General features: G+C 66.7%; 15 protein-coding genes. 7 read left to right on the forward strand and 8 right to left on the reverse strand.

The window, feature by feature from the left end; translation table 11 throughout:
* Positions 1 to 7: 7 nt before the first annotated feature.
* From MRBLST15_RS15895 to MRBLST15_RS15920, 6 genes are all read right to left on the reverse strand, one after another.
* Positions 8 to 799: a lysophospholipid acyltransferase family protein gene (locus tag MRBLST15_RS15895; protein WP_089241724.1), complete on the reverse strand. Its 792-nt coding sequence runs from the start codon at positions 797 to 799 to the stop codon at positions 8 to 10.
* Positions 800 to 918: 119 nt separating this feature from the next.
* Complete coding sequence (locus MRBLST15_RS15900) at positions 919 to 1,353, reverse strand: hotdog fold thioesterase (RefSeq protein WP_099819508.1); 435 nt, start codon at positions 1,351 to 1,353, stop codon at positions 919 to 921.
* A 10-nt stretch (positions 1,354 to 1,363) separates the two neighbouring features.
* Positions 1,364 to 3,418 carry a phospholipase D family protein gene (locus MRBLST15_RS15905; RefSeq protein ID WP_367786707.1) on the reverse strand — a complete coding sequence of 685 codons (2,055 nt, stop codon included), beginning with the start codon at positions 3,416 to 3,418 and terminating at the stop codon, positions 1,364 to 1,366.
* A complete protein-coding gene (locus tag MRBLST15_RS15910) occupies positions 3,415 to 4,032 on the reverse strand; it encodes a YceI family protein (RefSeq protein ID WP_265952870.1) in 618 nt (205 codons plus the stop codon). The genes MRBLST15_RS15905 and MRBLST15_RS15910 overlap by 4 nt, the downstream gene beginning before the upstream one ends.
* Positions 4,033 to 4,036: 4 nt before the next feature.
* On the reverse strand, positions 4,037 to 4,513 hold the full coding sequence (locus MRBLST15_RS15915) for a SixA phosphatase family protein (protein ID WP_032977995.1): 477 nt from the start codon (positions 4,511 to 4,513) through the stop codon (positions 4,037 to 4,039).
* 37 nt (positions 4,514 to 4,550) lie between these two features.
* Complete coding sequence (locus MRBLST15_RS15920; RefSeq protein WP_367786710.1) at positions 4,551 to 5,180, reverse strand: ParA family protein; 630 nt, start codon at positions 5,178 to 5,180, stop codon at positions 4,551 to 4,553.
* A gap of 123 nt (positions 5,181 to 5,303) precedes the next feature.
* Here MRBLST15_RS15920 and MRBLST15_RS15925 point away from each other — a divergent pair, with 123 nt between their 5' ends.
* Positions 5,304 to 6,788, forward strand: coding sequence for an AAA family ATPase (locus MRBLST15_RS15925; protein ID WP_265952868.1), 1,485 nt, complete (start codon positions 5,304 to 5,306; stop codon positions 6,786 to 6,788).
* Between the two features lie 568 nt (positions 6,789 to 7,356).
* On the opposite strand, the gene MRBLST15_RS15930 is transcribed toward MRBLST15_RS15925, so the two are convergent.
* Complete coding sequence (locus MRBLST15_RS15930; RefSeq protein WP_265951993.1) at positions 7,357 to 7,992, reverse strand: tetratricopeptide repeat protein; 636 nt, start codon at positions 7,990 to 7,992, stop codon at positions 7,357 to 7,359.
* Between the two features lie 171 nt (positions 7,993 to 8,163).
* Between MRBLST15_RS15930 and MRBLST15_RS15935 the strand changes: the two genes are divergently transcribed.
* The gene (locus MRBLST15_RS15935) at positions 8,164 to 11,850 is read left to right on the forward strand and encodes an indolepyruvate ferredoxin oxidoreductase family protein (protein WP_367786712.1); all 3,687 of its coding nucleotides are present in this window, start codon (positions 8,164 to 8,166) and stop codon (positions 11,848 to 11,850) included.
* Positions 11,851 to 11,938: 88 nt separating this feature from the next.
* Here MRBLST15_RS15935 and MRBLST15_RS15940 read toward each other — a convergent pair whose 3' ends face one another.
* Positions 11,939 to 12,553 (reverse strand): DUF938 domain-containing protein, encoded by a 615-nt coding sequence (locus MRBLST15_RS15940; protein WP_367786713.1) that lies wholly within the window; start codon positions 12,551 to 12,553, stop codon positions 11,939 to 11,941.
* Positions 12,554 to 13,246: 693 nt separating this feature from the next.
* Between MRBLST15_RS15940 and MRBLST15_RS15945 the strand changes: the two genes are divergently transcribed.
* From MRBLST15_RS15945 to MRBLST15_RS15965, 5 genes are read left to right on the forward strand one after another with little or no spacing between them, the layout of a single operon-like run.
* Positions 13,247 to 14,878 (forward strand): TldD/PmbA family protein, encoded by a 1,632-nt coding sequence (locus MRBLST15_RS15945; RefSeq protein WP_367786714.1) that lies wholly within the window; start codon positions 13,247 to 13,249, stop codon positions 14,876 to 14,878.
* Between the two features lie 27 nt (positions 14,879 to 14,905).
* Positions 14,906 to 16,540, forward strand: coding sequence for a TldD/PmbA family protein (locus tag MRBLST15_RS15950; RefSeq protein ID WP_025876010.1), 1,635 nt, complete (start codon positions 14,906 to 14,908; stop codon positions 16,538 to 16,540).
* A gap of 21 nt (positions 16,541 to 16,561) precedes the next feature.
* Positions 16,562 to 17,896, forward strand: a complete 1,335-nt coding sequence (locus MRBLST15_RS15955; protein WP_367786716.1) for a TldD/PmbA family protein — start codon at positions 16,562 to 16,564, stop codon at positions 17,894 to 17,896.
* Positions 17,896 to 18,603, forward strand: coding sequence for a DUF4159 domain-containing protein (locus MRBLST15_RS15960; RefSeq protein WP_165375911.1), 708 nt, complete (start codon positions 17,896 to 17,898; stop codon positions 18,601 to 18,603). Before MRBLST15_RS15955 ends, MRBLST15_RS15960 begins: the two co-directional genes overlap by 1 nt.
* 13 nt (positions 18,604 to 18,616) lie before the next feature.
* Positions 18,617 to 19,600, forward strand: a complete 984-nt coding sequence (locus MRBLST15_RS15965) for an AAA family ATPase (protein ID WP_367786718.1) — start codon at positions 18,617 to 18,619, stop codon at positions 19,598 to 19,600.
* The last annotated feature ends 5 nt before the right edge of the window (positions 19,601 to 19,605 follow it).

Genomic DNA, 19,605 nt, shown 5'->3' on the forward strand with positions numbered 1-19,605 from the left:
CCTCGCCTCAATCCCCGCTCATGGCCGCCACGATGCGCGCGCGCGAGGTTTCCGCGATGCGCCGACGGCCTTCCAGGTCCTGGGTGCCGATCGGCTCCAGGAAATGCACTTCGGTATGCCGCGCCGGCTCACCGAGCAGGCGCAGGAAATTGGCGAAGAAACTCTCGCCCGGGCCGAAGGCCACGATGGTCTGTGCATCGCCGCGCACGCCATAGACCAGCGCCACCGGCTGCACCGGCACGCTGGTTTCGACTGCCGCCTGGAAGATGCGCGCATGGAACGGGCCAACGTCGTGACCGCCGCGGGTACGCCCTTCCGGGAACACGCCCACGGCCTTGCCGGCGCGCAGGCGGTCGGCCATCACCTGCATCACCCCACCGAGTGATTCGGTGTTGCCACGCTGGTGGAAGATGGTCTGGCCGCGCGCGGCGAGCCAACCGACCACCGGCCAGCTGGCGATCTCGCGCTTGGCGACAAAGCCCATCATGCGCTGGCTGTGCAGGATGGAGATATCGACCCAGCTGACATGGTTGGCGACGAAAAGCACCGCGCCCGGCAGCGGCTGGCCGACACGCGACAGGCGGAAGCCGAAGATCCACATCAGCCCGCCCTGCCACCAGTTCACCACCTTGGCGCCGAAGGTATCGTCGCCCACGCGCAGCTCGCCCCATGGCGGAAGCATGCCGATCAGGATCAGCGGCAGGAACACGGTGATGTGGACCAACAGCAGCGGTACGCGGTACAGGTAACGGCACACACGCGCCACGCCGCCGCGGGGGGCCGGAGTGGGGGAAGTCATCCGCGCACGATACCGGAGGGCTGCCATCGCTGCCAGCCGAATTCGGCCATAAGTCTCATTGACGGCGGCCATTGGCGGGGAACGCTGGGTTCCGCCGCCGTCACTGCTGCCGCCAGGACTCAACCGTGGCCGGCCGCCACCACGGCCAGGGTCAGCCGCGAGATGCAGACCAGCCGGCCCTGCTCGTCCTCGATGCGGATTTCCCACAGCTGGGTGCTGCGGCCCACGTGCACCGCGCGCGCGGTGCCGGTGACCGTCCCCGAACGCACGGCGCGGACGTGGTTGGCGTTGATCTCCAGGCCCACGCAGACCTGCTTGGCGGTATCCACGCAGAGGTTGCCGGCGCTGCTGCCCAGGGTTTCAGCCAGCACCACCGAGGCGCCGCCGTGGAGGATGCCGTACGGCTGGCGGGTGCGCTCATCCACCGGCATGGTCGCCTGCAGCCAGTCCTCGCCAGCGGCACTGAAGACGATGCCCAGGGTGCTGATGGCAGTGTTGTGGCTGAGTGCGTTGAGCTGCTCGATGGAAACGGCTTCGCGGAATACCTGGGTCATGCGGCTACCTTCAGAGGATGGGGACGAGGCCGGCGCCGAATGCGGTCAGCATGCGTACCAGCAGCCACTTCGGCCCGACGTTGACCTCGGGGAAGTCGCCCACCGCGACATAGCAGCGGTGGAAATCGGCGCTCTGCCGCGGCAGTGGCTGCGGGCAGTCCGGGCCCGGCTTGAACTCGTAGTCGGTGGCGTAGCGCCACGGCCAGAAGTCGAGGATCGGCAGCGCCTCGGAGGCCTTGCCGACGCTGTAGTTCAGACCGGACAGGACCGGCGGCTTGGCACGCGGCGCCACCGTCCAGGAGTTCTGCGGATGGGTATCGCGCAGGATGCTCTGGGCCAGCTGCTCGGCGAAGGCCGGATCGTCGATGATCACCGCGCCTTCGGTGTTGTAGTTCTCGCTGCGCGGGTCGAAGTTGTGGGTACCGACCACGCCGATGCGGCGGTCGACCACCAGCGACTTGGCATGCAGGCCCATGCGCGCGCCCTTGCGGGTGACCGGCAGCGGCTTGTTGACCGCCTTGCTGCCCAGGAACGAAGGGCGCGTTTCGGTACGCAGCAGGCGGGTCTCGACTTCGCTGCCGGCGGCACGCCGACGCGCACGACCGTTCTCATAGGCGCTGCCGGTACGCGGATGGATCACCCGCGCCGGCGGGGCGTCCGCTTCCGCAGTGGCCACCACATCGCCACCGCCGCCACCGGCATTGCTGCCCGCCGCGCTGCCACCGAGCAGCGGGTTGCGGCCGGTATCGCTGCCCGGCGCGGCGATCGGGTCGGGCAGCAGGTTGCGGTAATCGACCGGAGCATCCAGCGGGAACGGCTTGAATTCGAAAATGTTGAAGCCGAGTTCGCGCATGTTGCGCCGCTTGTACTTGTACGACAGCGCATACACGATCGGGTTGTCGGTGGCGGCCAGGCTGTTGCTGGACACCACCACGCGGGGTGGCTGCGGGCGCTTGCGCAGCTCGCGGAACAGCTTCTGTGCCGGTTTGGACAGCACAAGGTAGGGCGTCTGCAGGATCACTTCGTGCTGCGCGTTGGAAATCAGTGCATCCAGCTGCGGCTCGGTGACATGCTGCCCGGCCAGGGGCGCGTCGGCGCGCTCGCGGCGGTGCTTGCGCGGCAGATCGGCCACATAGCGCACCGAGGCGACCGGCAAGGCAGTGTCCACGAACGATCGGGTGACGAAGTCGACGTCGTTGGCCTCCTCGCTGACCCGCTCCACTCGTTCGGGTCTGCGGAACTGCGCGGGCGGCAGCACCGGCACACCCTGCTTGAGCAAGGTACGGCCGACATCGTTCAGGCGCTCGGCCGGCACGCTGCGCTGCGCGCGCCAGAACGCATCGAAGTTGGCCGCCATCGCCCGTGCTTCGGGCCCGGCGATCAGCACGTCACGGTCGCGGAAGTTGTATTCGCGGTCCCAGTCGTAATAGTCGTCCTGGTAATTGCGCCCACCGACCACGCCAACCGCATCGTCGACCACCAGCAGCTTGTTGTGCATGCGCTGGTTGAAGCGGCGGAAGCAGCACAGCACGCTGCCGGCATAGTCGAAGTAGTTCAACCGGGCCTTGCCGAACGTCGGGTTGTAGACCCGCAGCTGGAAGTTCTGGTGGGCGCCGGCCAGTGCGCCGAGGATCTGCAGGTCGGAGATCGCCGAAAGCTGGTCGATCAACAGCCGCACCTTCACCCCGCGCCGCGACGCCGCCAGCAATTCGTCGATGACCAGGCGGGCGCTGTCGTCCTTGTCGAAGATGTAGGTCTGCAGGTCGATGCTGCGGGTGGCGCTGCGCAGCAGGTTCAGGCGCGCGACCAGCGCGCCTTCGCCCTCGTCCAGCAGGGTGGCGTAGTGCCGCGGCTGTTCCGGGGTCGATTCGCTGAACGCCCTGCCGGCCAAGGCCCGCAGGGGTGAGTCCAGCGCGCAGCGGTCGGCCTGCTGGCAATCCACCTGGGTCGAGCGTGCCTGTACGGCGATCGCCTCGGCGCGATCACGCTGGGCATGCGACAGCGACGCGCAGCCGCTGCCCAGCAACACGGTTGCCAGCGCCAATACACGCAGCAAGGGATTCACGGTTTCGGCGCCTCGCTGAGGCGCGCACGCAATACGAAAGTCACTCGGTCACTCAAGGCAAGCTGCCAGCTGTCCATGCCATACCGACCTCGTTGCACGGTACCGCGGCTGACGACGTCGCAATCATAGCCCGGTCGGGCACATTCCGCTTTCTCGACCTTGAGTGTCTCCGGATGGCTGACGCCGCGCAGGGTCAGCCGGCCATCGATGCCGCCTCCCTCGGCGACCGTCTCCGGCCAGTACGGCAGCGAGTCGAACTCCACGAACGGGTAACGGCCAGCGTCGAAGAACTCCGGGCCGCGCATCCAGCCGGTATAGCGGTCCTTGCCGGGGATCTCCACGGTGCGGGTGAACATCTTCAGGTGAACCTGGTGACGGCCATCGGACAGCACCTCGATACGCCCCTCGAACCGCGGGAACACGCCCTCGATGCGCTGGCCGAAACGGGTGCGGACTTCGAAACCGATCTGCGAGCGCACCACATCCAGCTGCAGCGTACGCGGCGACTCGGCCACGACCGCCGGCAGCGCGGTCGGTGGCGGTGCGGCGGCCCAGGCCGGGCCGATCGCCAGAACGACTGGCAGCAGGCAGCGGCCCGGCAACGCCACCCTCATCGGCTCACGGCCACCAGAAGGCGTTCAGGCTGGCCACGCCCGGCTCGATCGTTGCCTCGCGGGCGAAACCGAGCACGGCCACGCCGCCCGGCGGCATGCCACGGTAATCACTGCTGGTGCCATCGGTCATCAGTGCCACCAGCTGCTCCAGCCCGGGGTTGTGGCCGACGATCAGCACCCGGTCCAGGTCACGGCGCTCGTCCACCAGCGCCGCCAGGGTGCCCGGGGTGGCCTCGTAGATGCGGTCTTCCAGGCGCTTTTCGACATAGCCGATGGCTGCCATCACCGCTTCCAGGGTTTCGCGGGTCCGCCGCGAGGGGGAACACAGCACGCAATCGGGCAGCAGGTTGTTCTCCTTCAGCCACTTGCCGGCGGCTTCGGCTTCGGCGAGCCCCACCGGCGACAACGGCCGGTCGAGGTCGGCCTGGCCGGTAGTGGCCGGTTCGGCGTGGGCGTGGCGGAGCAGGATCAGTTCGCGCATTGCGGGATTCCAATAAAGGGATGGAGACCTACGGCTCTTACAGTTTCAGCCAGGACAACAGGGGTTCCCAGTCGGCCTGGTGCTCGCGCACCTGGGCGGAGCGGTAATCGAAAAGACTGCGACCCAGGCCGGTCATGACCACATAGCTCTGGCTGTCGCGCAGCTGGGCGACCACCGGATAGGGCCAGTCAGCCAGCATCTGCTGGGCCTGCTGCGAGGTCTGGGTCCAGGGCTTGGTGCGGTTCAGCACCAGCCCGACCGGCAGCTTGCGGCTGTGCACGCGCGGTACCTGGGCCAGGCTGTTGAGGAAGCCGACGATGGCTTCGATGTCCAGTGCCGAGGGCAGCACCGGCACCACCACGGCATCGGCAGCGTCGAGGAAATGCGGGATATCGTCGGCCAGTGCGCCGGCCGGTGCATCGATCACCACGGTTTCGGTACCGTCGGGCAGCTTCTGCGCCCATTGCTTCTTGCGGTACACGTCGATCGGCAGCACCGCGCTTTCCAGCCCGGCCCGGCGCTGTGCCCAGCGGGTGCTGGAGCCTTGCGGGTCGGCATCGGCGATCACCGTGGCCTTGCCTTGCAATGCCGCGTACGCGGCCAGGTGGGTGGCGATGGTGGACTTGCCCACCCCGCCTTTGGAACCGGCCACCAGGATCGTCTTCATGCCAGCCTCGCTTCCGGGTACGTGCCCCGAGCGTACACCGCCGATGGTGACGGAAGGTAGAGCCGTGCTGAACCAGCGCCCCCTGCCTTTGCTATCGTGGCGCCCCCGAAGGACCGAACCGCCATGAGCGAACTGCAGGACCTGAGCGCACTGATCCGCGCCAACACGCCGTTGATCGTGGTCGAGACCCAGGATGAGGGTCGCATCGTCGAGCTGTTCCGGCAGACGCTGATGCATGTCTGGCGGGCCCTGCACCGCTGGTCGATCACCGAGGGCCTGCGCCGCATCGACCTGGAACGCGAGGACGAGCCTGTGGGCCCGCCCGACGCCAGCGCCGCACTGCAGATGATCCGCCAGGCCGACCAGCGCGGGGTGTACCTGCTGCTCGATTTCCACCCTTACCTGGGCTATGCCAGCCACCAGCGTGCGCTGCGCGACCTGATCCAGCGCCGCCACAGCGAACCGCACGTGCTGGTGCTGATCGGCGCCAAGGTGGAGCTCCCGGCCGAACTGGAAGCGCTGGCGGTGCGCTTCAACCCGCGCCTGCCCGACGCCAATGCGCTGTTGAAGATGCTGCGCGAGGAAGCCGATGCCTATGCACGCGAACACGGCGGGCGCCGGGTGGAAGTGGACAGCGAGGCGGTCAAGAAGATCCTGAAGAACCTGCAGGGGCTGAGCCTGGTCGATGCGCGGCGCATCGCGCGGCAGCTGATCTACGCCGATGGCGCGCTGCGCGATGACGACCTGCCACAGTTGGCGCGGCTGAAGTTCGAGCTGCTCAACCGCAGCGGTCACCTGTTCTTCGAGCATGACAGCGCCCGCTTCGGCGATGTGGCCGGGGCCAATCGGCTGAAGCGCTGGATCAACCAGCGTCGCGTCGCCTTCATCGCCGGCTCGGCACCGGCCGGGCTGGACCCACCACGCGGCATGCTGCTGCTGGGCGTGCAGGGCTGCGGCAAATCGATGCTGGCCAAGGCCACTGCTGCAGGCTTTGGCGTGCCGCTGCTGCGCCTGGACGTGGGTGCGCTGTACAACAAGTACCACGGCGAGACCGAAGCCAACCTGCGCCAGGCGCTGGCCTCGGCCGAGCAGCTGGCACCGTGCGTGCTGTGGATGGATGAGATCGAGAAGGGCCTGGCCACCGGCACCGAGGATGGCGGCGTGTCGCGCCGCGTGCTCGGTTATCTGCTGACCTGGATGGCCGAGCGCAAGGCGCCGGTGTTCATCGTGGCCACCGCCAACCAGGTACACGAACTGCCCGCCGAGCTGCTGCGCAAGGGTCGCTTCGACGAGATCTTCTTCGTCGACCTGCCCTCGGCCGATGTGCGCGTGGAACTGCTGCGGCTGCACCTGGGGCGGCGCCAGCTCAATGCCGACGACTTCGCGCTGCCGGCACTGGCAGCGGCGGCCCACGGGTTTTCCGGTGCGGAAATCGAGCAGGCGATCGTGGCCGGGTTGTATTCGGCGCACGCCGAAGGCCGGCCGCTGGATACCGAGCTGCTGATGGGTGAGATCCGCACGACGCGGCCGTTGTCGGTGTTGATGGCCGAGCAGGTGGCGGCGTTGCGGGAGTGGGCGTCGGGGCGCACGGTGTCCGCGGACGACTGAGGGTTTCCTGCGAACGGCGCAGCCCCTCGTGGGTGGTCGCTGAAGGCGCCAGCTGTGGGTTGGCCGGGCGGGTAGGCTGCGCAGGGGACGCTGCAAGTACGTCCCTGTAAGCTCGGTCGCCGCATCCATGCGGCTCACGCCCCTGCGCAGCCTACCCGCCCGGCCACGAACAGTTTCCGGGGGCGATCAGCCACGGAAAAGAAAAAAGAAGAGCAAAAGCAAAAGCCGGTTTTCTGGCCGCTTTTTGTAGCGCCGAGCCCACGCTCGGCTGCATTTCGATCAGATATCGATCATTCGATTCCGATGCAGATTCATCCACGCATGGCGTGGATCTACGTGTCGACCAAGGTCGACACCTACCAACAGCAGCGGAAACCTGTCGAAGGCGGGGCACTGTGGGTTTGCGGGGTGTGAGCGGCATGGATGCCGCGACCAAGCCCCCATGGACGGGTTTACGGCGGCCCCGCAAACCCACAGTGCCCCGCCATCCCCCAGCAAACCCGCTTTGGCTTTGGCTTTGGCCGTTGCCTCTGCGGGTGCCGGGTGCAACCCGGCCGAACCCCCACCCTCAGGGCCAGGCTGGTGGCGCGGCCGCCCAGGCCTGCTGTACTTCGGCCAGCGTCGCGCGTTCGTCATCGCGCCAGCCCGGCAACAGCTGCGCGTAACGACTGCTGTCGCGCCATTGCCCCGGCTCGGTGCGTACGGCAGCGGCGTACCACTTCACTGCTTCCTGCTGCTGGCCTGCCCGCCACAGCGCCAACGCATAGCTCGGCGGCACCCAGCCGGGATTGCTGCGCAGGGTGCTGGCCGCGGCCTGCCACTGCTCCAGCGCAGCCAGTGCCTGGCCCTGCCGCAACAGGTCCCAGCCATAGTTCCAGCGTACGCCGCGGCCCAGCGCGCTCTGCACCGGCGCTTCGGCCAGTGCCTCGTGGTAGAGCTTGTCGCCCAGCTCCGCGCGCCCCTGTGCGATGGCCACCGACGCCAGCTGCGCCGTAGCTTCCAACCCCTTGCGGCCACGCTCGCGGTGCTTCAGCAGCTGTGCCACCAGGTCTTCGCCTTCACCCTGCACCACTATGATCGGCGCGGCGGCGGCGTCGCTGTCGAAATAGAACTCCTGCGGTGCCGGCAATGCCGGCGCGGCCCACGCAGTGGCCGCTCCCGAGACCAGCAACACGCCGGCCAGGAACTGTCCTGCAACTGACATCCAGATTCCCCCAAGGTTGAAACACCAACCCTCCCTCTCTCACCCCGATCCTAACCCCAGCACGTCCTTGGCGCGAGTGCCGGGGCCTTCGCCCCCCACTGTTACAATTCGCGCCTTTCCCGCCGCGTGTACCTGCGCGGCCGGTGCCAGCCGATCCTGACCAGGCCAGCCATGACCAGTACCGCGCAACTCACCTCACCCGCCTCCGCCGACCTGCTCGACCGTGATTACACGCTCGACCACAAGTACACCCGCAACGAAGGACGGATCTACCTGAGTGGCGTGCAGGCGCTGGTGCGGCTGCCGCTGATGCAGCGCCTGCGCGACGAGGCCACCGGCATCGACAGCGCCGGCTTCATCAGTGGCTATCGCGGCAGCCCGCTGGGCGGTTTCGACCTGGAACTGTGGCGTGCGCGCAAGCATCTGGAAGCGGCCAAGGTGAAGTTCACCCCCGGCCTCAACGAGGACCTGGGCGCGACCATGGTGTGGGGCACCCAGCAGACCAACCTGTTCCCCGGCGCCAACGTGCAGGGCGTGTTCGGCATGTGGTACGGCAAAGGCCCAGGCGTGGACCGCTGCGGCGACGTGTTCAAGCACGCCAATGCCGCCGGCACCTCGCGCCATGGTGGTGTGCTGGCACTGGCTGCCGATGACCACGCCTGCCGCAGTTCGACGTTGCCGCATGGCAGCGAAGACGAATTCGTCAGCGCGATGATGCCGGTGCTGAACCCGGCCGGCGTGCAGGACATCCTCGACATGGGCCTGCTCGGCTGGGCGATGAGCCGTTACACCGGGCGCTGGGTCGGTTTCAAGACGATCGCCGAGACGGTGGAATCGTCGGCCTCGGTCGAGGTCGATCCACTGGCCCGGCGCATCGTGCTGCCGGAAGACTTCGACATGCCCGCCGGTGGCCTCAACATCCGCTGGCCCGATCCGCCGCTGGACCAGGAGATGCGCCTGCACCGCTACGCGGTGAAAGCCGCGCAGGCCTTCGCCCGTGCCAACGGCATCGACAAGGTGGTGATGGACGCGCCGCGTGCGCGGCTGGGCATCGTCACCACCGGCAAGAGCTACCTGGACGTACTGCAGGCGCTGGAATACCTGGGCCTGGACGAGCAGGCCTGCGCCGACATCGGCATCCGCGTGTACAAGGTCGGCATGACCTGGCCGCTGGAGCCGGAAGGCATCGCGCGCTTCGCGCAGGGCCTGGAAGACATCATCGTGGTGGAGGAGAAGCGCGCCTTCATCGAGCGCCAGATGAAGGAACAGTTCTTCAACTGGCCGGCCAGCTGGGGCCAGCGCCCGTCCATCGTCGGCAAGTACGACGAGGCCGGCGAGTGGATCCTGCCGTCCACCGGCGAACTGACCCCCGCCACCATCGCCGGCGTGATCGGTCGCCGCATCCAGAAGTTCTTCAACAACGACTCCATCGAGCAGCGCCTGCAGTGGATGCAGGAAAAGGAAGCCGAGCTCGCGTTGCCACGCGCCAGCTTCCCGCGCGTTCCGCACTACTGCTCCGGCTGCCCGCACAACACCTCCACCACCGTGCCGGAAGGCTCGCGTGCGCTGGCCGGCATCGGTTGCCATTACATGGTGACCTGGATGGACCGCAGCACCGATACCTTCACCCACATGGGTGGCGAAGGCGTGACGTGGGCCGGGCAGGCCGCGTTCACCGATACCCAGCACGTGTTCCAGAACCTGGGCGACGGCACCTATTTCCACAGCGGTTCACTGGCGATCCGCCAGGCGATCGCCGCCGGCGTCAACATCACCTACAAGATCCTCTACAACGATGCGGTGGCGATGACCGGCGGACAACCGGTGGACGGTCCGCTGAGCGTGCCGGACATCGCAAGGCAGATGCGTGCCGAGGGCATCCACACCATCATGGTGCTGTCGGACAACATCACCAAGTGGACGCGCCAGCGCGAGCATTTCCCCAGCGACGTGGAGTTCCACGACCGCAGCGAGCTGGATGCGGTACAGAAGCGCCTGCGCGAAGTGAAGGGCGTTTCGATCCTGATCTACGAACAGACCTGCGCCACCGAGAAGCGCCGCCGCCGCAAGCGCGGCAAGCTGGAAGATCCGCAGAAGCGGGTGATGATCAATTCGCTGGTCTGCGAAGGCTGTGGCGACTGCGGCAAGAAGAGCTTCTGCGTGTCGGTGCTGCCAAAGGAAACCGAGTTCGGGCGCAAGCGTGACATCGACCAGTCCAACTGCAACAAGGACTATTCCTGCGTCAACGGCTTCTGCCCGAGCTTCGTCACCGTGCACGGTGGCCAGCCACGCAAGGGCAGCAAGCGCGATGCCTCCACGCTGCTGGACAACCTGCCGGCACCGGTGGTGCGCGGCACCCTGGAGCAGCCCTGGAACATCCTGATCACCGGCGTTGGCGGCACCGGCGTGGTGACCATCGGCGCCCTGCTGGGCATGGCCGGTCACCTTGAAGGCAAGGGTGCCTCGGTGCTCGACCAGACCGGCCTGGCGCAGAAGGGTGGCGCGGTGACCACGCACATCCGCATCGCCCGCCGCCCGGACGACATCCATGCGGTGCGCATCGCCGCCGGTGAAGCCGACCTGGTGCTGGGCTGCGACATGGTGGTGGTGAACGACTACTGGGCGCTGTCGAAGGTGCGCGCCGGCCGTTCGCAGGTGGTGCTCAACACCTATGAAGCGATGCCGGGCACGTTCACCACACGCCCGGACATGCAGTTCCCCGCCGCCGACATCATCGCCGGCGTGCGCGTGGCTCTGGGTGGCGAAGATCCGCTGCTGCTGGACGCGACCCAGCTGGCCACCGCGTTGCTCGGCGATGCGATCGCCGCCAACCTGTTCATCCTCGGCTACGCCTGGCAGCAGGGCCTGGTGCCGCTGTCGTTCGAGTCGTTGATGCGTGCCATCGAACTGAATGGCGCGGCCGTGGCGATGAACCAGCAGGCCTTCGCCTGGGGACGCCTGGCCGCGGTCGATCCGCAGGCCGTGCAGCAGGCGGCAGGCGTGGTGCGCAACCGCCATACCGACACCGAAAACACGCCGGGCCCGCTGCATGCACTGCCGCCGGGCGAATGGGAAGGCAACGAGTGGGGCGCGACCGCCGCACCGCGCAACACCGGTGACGAGCGCGAGCTGCGTGGACTGCCGACCCATGGCGGCGATGTCGCCTTCCTGCCGTTGGACGACGCGCGCCTGTCACGCTCGCTGGACGAGATGATCGAGCGCCGCTCGGCCTTCCTGACCGACTACCAGGATGCCGCCTACGCCAACCGCTACCGCACGCTGGTCGAACGCGTGCGCGCGACCGAGGCCGAGCGCATCGGCGGCTCCACCGCGTTGACCGAGACCGTGGCCCGCTACCTGTTCAAGCTGATGGCGTACAAGGACGAGTACGAAGTGGCGCGCCTGTACACCAGCGGCGATTTCCAACGCCGCCTGCAGCAGCAGTTCGAGGGCGATTACCAGCTGCGCTTCCACTTGGCGCCGCCGCTGTTCGCGAAGAAGGACGAACAGGGCCGGTTGCTGAAGAAGGAATATGGCCCGTGGATGTTCAAGGCGTTCGGCCTGCTGGCGAAACTCAAGTTCCTGCGAGGCGGTCGCCTGGATGTGTTCGGCCGCACCGAGGAGCGCCGCATGGAGCGCAAGCTGATCGGCGATTACGAGGCGACCGTGCAGGTGCTGCTGGACGGCCTGGATGACGATCGCCTGGCACTGGCAGTGGAGATCGCCAGCGTGCCCGAGCACATCCGTGGCTTCGGTCACGTCAAGGAAGCGCACTTCGAAAAGGCCAAGGCCCGCGAAGCGGTGCTGCTGGCGCAGTGGCGCAACCCGAAAGCGCTGCATATCGTGCAGGTGGCGTAATAGCGGCAGATGGTAGTGCCGGCCGCTGGCCGGCATCTGCCCTTCCCGGACAATGTGTTGCCGGCCAGCGGCCGGCACTACCGGTGGTTCAGCCCAGGCGCCACAGCAGCAGGCGGTTGTTGGCCGGCATGGCCACGTCACCCAGTCGGGTAAAGCCGTTGTCTGCGGCCAGCGCCTGCACTGCTTCGATATCGCGGATGCCGCTGCGCGGATCACGCGCTTTCAGCCAGCCATCGAACTGCGCATTGCTGTCGCTGCTGTAACGGCCGCCGTAATTGAACGGGCCGTACACCGACAGCAGCGCGCCATGGCGCAGCAGTGGCGGCAGTGCGGCGAACAGGGCCTGCACGTGTTCCCAGCTCATGATGTGCAGGGTATTGGCACTGAAGGCGGCATCGAACGTGCTGCCTTCCGGCAGGCTCAGGCCGGTGGCAGGCGGCAACTCGACCTGCAGCGCCACTGGCGGCAGCAGGTTCAGCAGCGCCGCCTCCGCGCGCCAGGCCTCGATGCCGGACAGATGATCGGGATGGTCGCTGGGCTGCCAGCGCAGCCATGGCCAGCGCTCGGCGAAGAAGGCCGCATGCTGGCCGGTGCCGCTGCCGATCTCCAGCACCCGGTGGCGATCGCCCATCCACGGGTCGAGCGCAGCTGCGATCGGTTCGCGGTTACGTTCGCAGGCTTCTGAATACGGCTTGCTCGACATCGAGACGGCGTCCAGGCGGGGTCAGCCTCATTGTGCACGAGGGGGTTACTGAGCAGGGCTGCGCCCTGCACCCGCAGAGGCAACGGCAACGGCCGAAGCAACAGCCGAAGCAACAGCAAAAGCTGGTTCCCTGTGGGTTGGCGGGGTGGGTCCGGTTGAGGGGGACGCCGTAAACCCATCCATGGGGGCTTGGTCGCGGCATCCATGCCGCTCACACCCCCTCAACCGGACCCACCCCGCCTTCGACAGTTGACCGCGATCTGTCGGAACGGCACGGGGTCAGATCCCGTTGCTACGCAACGGGATCTGACCCCAGATTTATTTCGATATCTGACAGATGTGTCGACCAAGGTCGACACCTACCAACAGCCGCAGGGAACTGTCAGAGGTGGGGCGGTGTGGGGTGGCAGGACCGTTGGCGCCATGGATGGCGCCATCGAGCCCCCATGGACGGGTTTACGGCGTGTCCTGCCAGCCCACACCGCCCCGCCATCCCACAGATAGCCCGCTGTTGCCGTTGCTTCGGCTGTTGCCGTTGATTCGGCCTCTGCAGGTGCAGGGCGCAGCCCTGCCGAACCCACCCCTACCATGACTGCAGTCACTTGCCCGAATGCCCGCCGCTGGCGAAAGTCGAGGAGTTGACGTGATCGGATCGGTCCTTTGCCGGCCGCACGGAAGTGAGAGAGAGACGCAGTGCAACGACGTGAGTTCCTGGCATTTTCCGGTCTGGGCCTGGCGGGCCTGGTCCTGCCGCATTCGCGGCTGATCGCCGCCGAGCAGTTGCTGGCCCCGGTCGACCTGGCCAAACGCCGACGCCTGGCCGAGGTCGCCCTTGCCGCCGCACGCGCGGCCAAGGCCAGCTACTGCGACGTGCGCATCGGCCGCTACCTCAACCAGTCGGTGATCACCCGCGAGCACCAGGTCGGCAACGTGACCAACCGCGAATCGTCCGGTGTGGGCGTGCGGGTGATCGTCAACGGTGCCTGGGGATTCGCCGCCACCCACCAGCAGACCGAAGCGGCGGTGCGCACCGCCGTCGAGCAGGCCACCGCCATCGCCCGCGCCAATGCCAGCATCCAGACCCGTCCGGTGCAGCTGGCGCCCACCCCGGCGGTAGGCGAGGTGCGCTGGCAGACGCCGATCCGCCGCAATGCGATGGAAGTGCCGATCCAGGACAAGGTCGAGCTGCTGCTGGCGCTCAATGCCGCCGCGCTGAATGCGGGCGCCGACTACATCAATTCCACCCTGTTCCTGGTCAACGAGCAGAAGTACTTCGCTTCCAGCGACGGCTCGTTCATCGACCAGGACATCCACCGTATCTGGCTGCCGTTCACCGCCACCGCCATCGACAAGGCCAGCGGCAGGTTCCGCACCCGCGCCGGCCTGTCCTCGCCGATGGGCATGGGCTACGAATTCCTCGATGGCGAGGCACGTGGCAAGGTGCAGCTGCCCGGTGGCATCACCGCGTACCGCGATTCCTATGACCCGGTCGAGGACGCCATCGCCGCCGCCCGCCACGCGCGCGAGAAGCTGAAGGCGCCCTCGGTGAAGCCTGGCAAGTACGATCTGGTGCTGGATCCGTCCAACCTGTTCCTCACCATCCACGAGAACGTCGGCCATCCACTGGAGCTGGACCGCGTACTCGGCTACGAAGCCAACTACGCCGGCACCAGCTTCGCCACCCTGGACAAGCGCGATGCCGGTTTCCGCTGGGGCAGCGACATCGTCACCTTCTTCGCCGACAAGACCCAGCCGGGCAGCCTCGGTGCGGTCGGCTACGACGACGAAGGGGTGAAGACCCAGCGCTGGGACCTGGTGCGCGACGGCATCCTGGTCGATTACCAGGCCACCCGCGATGAAGCGCACATCCTCGGCCGCGACGCCTCGCATGGCTGCAGCTATGCCGACTCGTGGTCCAGCGTGCAGTTCCAGCGCATGGCCAATGTCTCGCTGGCACCGGGCAAGGCGCCGCTCAGCGTGGAGGACATGGTCAAGGACGTGGAGAACGGCATCTACATCCACGGCCGTGGCTCCTATTCCATCGACCAGCAGCGCTACAACGCGCAGTTCGGCGGCCAGCTGTACTACCAGATCAAGAACGGAAAGATCACCGGCATGGTCGAGGATGCGGCCTACCAGATCCGCACGCCGGAGTTCTGGAACGCCTGCACCGCCATCTGCGATGAACGCGATTTCCGCCTCGGCGGTTCGTTCTTCGACGGCAAGGGCCAGCCCGGCCAGGTGTCAGCGGTCTCGCACGGTTCGTCCACCACCCGTTTCAACGGCATCAACATCATCAACACCGCGCGCAGTCTCGGCGCTTGAGCCACCCGTCCTTCATGGAGAGCAGCCTTGCACAGACGTGACTTCCTGGCCCTGACCGGGCTTACCGCTGGCGGCCTGATCGTGCCGTCGTTCTTCGGCAAGGCGATCGCCGCCGAGCAACTGCAGTCCAGCCTCGACCCTGCGCTGAAAAAGCGCCTGGCCGACGCCGCCCTGCAGGCCGCACGCAGCGCCGGCGCCACCTACTGCGACGTGCGCATCGGCCGCTACCTGCGGCAGTTCGTGATCACCCGCGAAGACAAGGTGCAGAACGTGGTCAACACCGAGTCCACCGGTGTGGGCATCCGCGTGATCGTCAACGGCGCCTGGGGCTTTGCCGCCACCAATGCGCTCAGCACTGCCGACGTGGCCCGTGCCGCGCAGCAGGCGGCGGCCATCGCCAAGGCCAACGCGGGCGTGCAGACCGCGCCGGTGCAGCTGGCCAAGGCGCCGGGCGTGGGCGAAGTCAGCTGGAAGACGCCGATCCGCAAGAATGCGATGGAGGTGCCGATCAAGGAGAAGGTCGACCTGCTGCTGGACGTCAACGCTGCGGCGATGGGCGCTGGCGCCAGCTTCGTCAATTCGATGCTGTTCCTGGTGAACGAGCAGAAGTACTTCGCCTCCACCGACGGCTCCTACATCGACCAGGACGTGCACCGCATCTGGGCACCGATGACGATCACCGCCATCGACAAGGCCAGCGGCAAGTTCCGCACCCGCGAAGGCCTGTCCGCACCGATGGGCCTGGGCTACGAGTACCTCGATGGCGCAGCTGCCGGCAAGGTGCTCACGCCCAACGGCGTGGTCAACTACGGCTCGTCCTACGACATGAAGGAAGACGCCATCGCAGCGGCCAAGCAGGCGCAGGAGAAGCTGAAGGCGCCGTCGGTGAAGCCTGGCAAGTACGACCTGATCCTGGATCCGTCGCATACCTGGCTGACCATCCACGAGTCGATCGGCCACCCGCTGGAATTGGACCGCGTGCTCGGCTACGAAGCCAACTATGCCGGCACCAGCTTCGCCACCCTGGACAAGCGCGAGCAGCACTTCCAGTACGGCAGCGAACACGTGAACATCTTCGCCGACAAGACCCAGCCGGGCAGCCTCGGCGCAGTCGCGTACGACGACGAAGGCGTGAAGTGCAAGCGCTGGGACCTGATCAGCAACGGCAAACTGGTGGACTACCAGACCATCCGCGACCAGGCCCACATCCTCGGCAAGACCGAATCCGATGGCTGCTGCTACGCCGACTCGTGGTCCAGCGTGCAGTTCCAGCGCATGGCCAACGTGTCGATGGCGCCGGGCAAGTCGCCGCTGAGCGTGTCGGACATGATCAAGGACGTGGAGAACGGCATCTACATCATCGGTGACGGTTCGTTCTCGATCGACCAGCAGCGCTACAACGCGCAGTTCGGCGGCCAGCTGTTCTACGAGATCAAGAACGGAAAGATCACCCGCATGCTTGAAGACGTGGCCTACCAGATCCGCACGCCGGAGTTCTGGAACGCCTGCAGCGCCGTCGCCGACGAGCGCGATTACCGCCTGGGCGGTTCGTTCTTCGACGGCAAGGGCCAGCCCGGCCAAGTCTCGGCGGTCTCGCACGGGTCGTCGACCGCGCGCTTCAACGGCATCAACGTCATCAACACCGCACGCAGCCTCGGCTGACCGGTCAGGAGCCCTTACACCATGAGTATCTTCACCGAAGCCCAGGCCAAGGCCATCCTCGACAAGGTCATCGCCCTGTCCAAGGCCGATGAGTGCACCGCCGTACTGGCAGGATCGATCAACGGCAACATCCGTTTCGCACTGAACAACGTGTCCACCAGTGGCATCGTCGACAACACCGAACTGGCCGTCACCGTGGCCTTCGGCAAGCGCGTGGGTACCGCTTCGATCAACGAGTTCGACGACGCCGCGCTGCAGCGCGTGGTGCGCCGCGCCGAAGACCTGGCCCGCCTGGCCCCGGAGAACCCGGAATTCATGCCGGCCATCGGCAAGCAGAGCTACCGCGCCAGCCCGACCTTCAGCGAATCCACTGCCGCCATCGATCCGGCGTTCCGCGCCAAGGTCGCCGCCGATTCGATCGCGCCGTGCCGTGGCAACGGGCTGATCGCTGCGGGCTTCCTCGAGGATGGCCAAGGCTTCTACGCTACGGCCAACAGCAACGGCAACTTCGGCTACCAGCGCACTACCAACTTCGATTACACCTGCACCGTGCGCACCGAAGACGGCCGTGGCTCGGGCTGGGTGGGTCGCAACCTGAAAGACGCGGCCGACTTCAAGGCCGACCAGGACATCCGCATCGCCATGCGCAAGGCGACCGAGTCGCAGGAGGCCAAGGCACTGGAGCCCGGCAAGTACACGGTGATCCTGGAGCCAGCGGCGGCTGCGGGCCTGATCAGCTTCATGATGAACTTCTTCAGCGCTCGCTCGGCCGATGAAGGCCGCAGCTTCCTGTCCAAAAAGGGTGGCGGCAACAAGCTGGGCGAGCAGGTCTACGATCCGCGTGTGAACATGCATGCCGACCCGTGGCATCCGGATGCGCCGGTGCTGCCGTGGGACAACGAGGGCATGCCGCGCGAGCGTATCGCCATCATCGAGAACGGCAAGATCGCCAACCTCGACTATTCGCGCTTCTGGGCACAGAAGCAGGGCAAGACCGCCAAGGCCACGTCCGGCAACCTGCTGATGAGTGGTGGCGAGAAGAACACCGCCGAACTGGTGCGCGGCACCCAGAAGGGCATCCTGGTCACCCGCACCTGGTACATCCGCATGGTCGATCCGCAGACCGTGCTGCTGACCGGCCTGACCCGCGATGGCACCTTCTACATCGAGAACGGGCAGATCAAGCACCCGGTGAAGAACTTCCGCTTCAACGAATCGCCGGTGATCATGCTCAACAACATCGAAGAGCTGGGCAAGCCGGTACGCGTGGCCGGTGACGAGTCCAGCTTCGTGATGATGATTCCGCCGATGAAGCTGCGCGATTTCACCTTTACCTCGTTGTCCGACGCGGTCTGATGGATCGGCGGGCCTGCCTGCGCTGGTTGGCCGCTGCCGCTTCGGCGGCGGCGCTGCCGGCATGGGCGCAGGCAGGCCCGCGCAGTTCGCGCTACGACTTCTGGTTCACCCGTCTGCAGTACGACTCCGGTGACTGGGACGTGGATGCGCGCATGCCGTCCAACCTGATCACCTCGCTGATCGACTACACCTCTTTGCGTGTGGACCCGCAGGAACGCGTGGTGGCCCTGGCCGACCCACGCATGCTGGAGGCGCCGTTCTGCTACCTGGCCGGGCACACCCTGGTCGAGTTCAACGCCGCCGAACGGCAGAACTTCGTGCGCTACGTGCGCAATGGGGGCTTCGTATTCGTCGACGACTGCAACCACGATATCGATGGCCTGTTTGCCACCTCGTTCGAAGCGCAGATGGGCCGGCTGTTCGGGCCGAAGGCGCTGCAGAAGCTGCCCAACAGCCACGCGCTGTACCGCAGCTTCTTCCGCTTCCCCGACGGCCCTCCCGCAACCAGCTTCGAGCTCAACGGCTGGGGCGATGACCTGGTGCACGACTACCTGAAGGGCATCGACGTCGATGGCCGGCTGGGTCTGCTCTACAGCAACAAGGACTACGGCTGCGAGTGGGACTACGACTGGCGCAACAAGCGTTTCCTGGCCGAAGACAACACCCGCTTCGGCGTCAACATCGTGATGTACGCATTGAACAATTGAACGGACCACGCCCATGACCTCCCCCGACCTCGATACCCTGCTGCCGCGCCTGCACGATCTGCGCGCTGCGCTCGCCCACGCCGTGGTCGGCCAGCACACGGTGGTTGAGCAGTTGCTGATCGGCCTGCTGGCTGGTGGTCACTGCCTGCTGGAAGGCGCGCCGGGGCTGGGCAAGACCCTGCTGGTTCGCTCGCTGGGGCAGGCACTGGAGCTGCAGTTCCGGCGCGTGCAGTTCACCCCGGACCTGATGCCCAGCGACATCCTCGGCACCGAACTGCTGGAAGAAGACCACGGTACCGGCCATCGCCATTTCCGCTTCCAGCAGGGCCCTATCTTCACCAACCTGCTGCTGGCCGACGAGCTCAACCGTACTCCGCCGAAGACCCAGGCGGCGCTGCTGGAAGCGATGCAGGAACGCACGGTCAGCTACGCCGGCACGACCTACACGCTGCCGGCGCCGTTCTTCGTGCTGGCCACGCAGAATCCGATCGAACAGGCCGGTACCTATCCGTTGCCCGAAGCTCAGCTGGACCGCTTCCTGCTGCACGTGCTGGTCGATTACCCCAGCGAGGAAGAAGAGCGGCAGATCCTGGAACAGACCACCGGTAACGCCACTGGAAGCGTGCCAAAGGTGATGGATGCCGAAGCGGTGATCGCGCTGCAGGCGGCGGTGCGCCAGGTGCATGTCAGCCCCGACGTACTGGCCTGGATCACCCGGCTGGTGCGCGCCAGCCGTCCCGGAGAGGGCGCGCCGGCGGCGATCAACCAGTGGGTGAAATGGGGTGCGGGCCCGCGTGCCGGGCAGTCGCTGGTGCTGGCCGCCAAGGCGCGCGCACTGCTGCAGGGACGTTTCGCCGCCACCCGCGAGGATGTGCAGGCGCTGGCCGCACCGGTGATGCGTCATCGCCTGCTGCTGTCCTTCGCCGCCGAGGCCGAGCAGAAGCGGGCCGACGACGTAGTCGCCGCACTGCTGCAGGCCGTTCCATTCCCGGGTTGATCCAC

This window comes from Stenotrophomonas sp. LST15-1-1.1, from assembly GCF_040815575.1.
Lineage (GTDB): Bacteria > Pseudomonadota > Gammaproteobacteria > Xanthomonadales > Xanthomonadaceae > Stenotrophomonas > Stenotrophomonas lactitubi_B.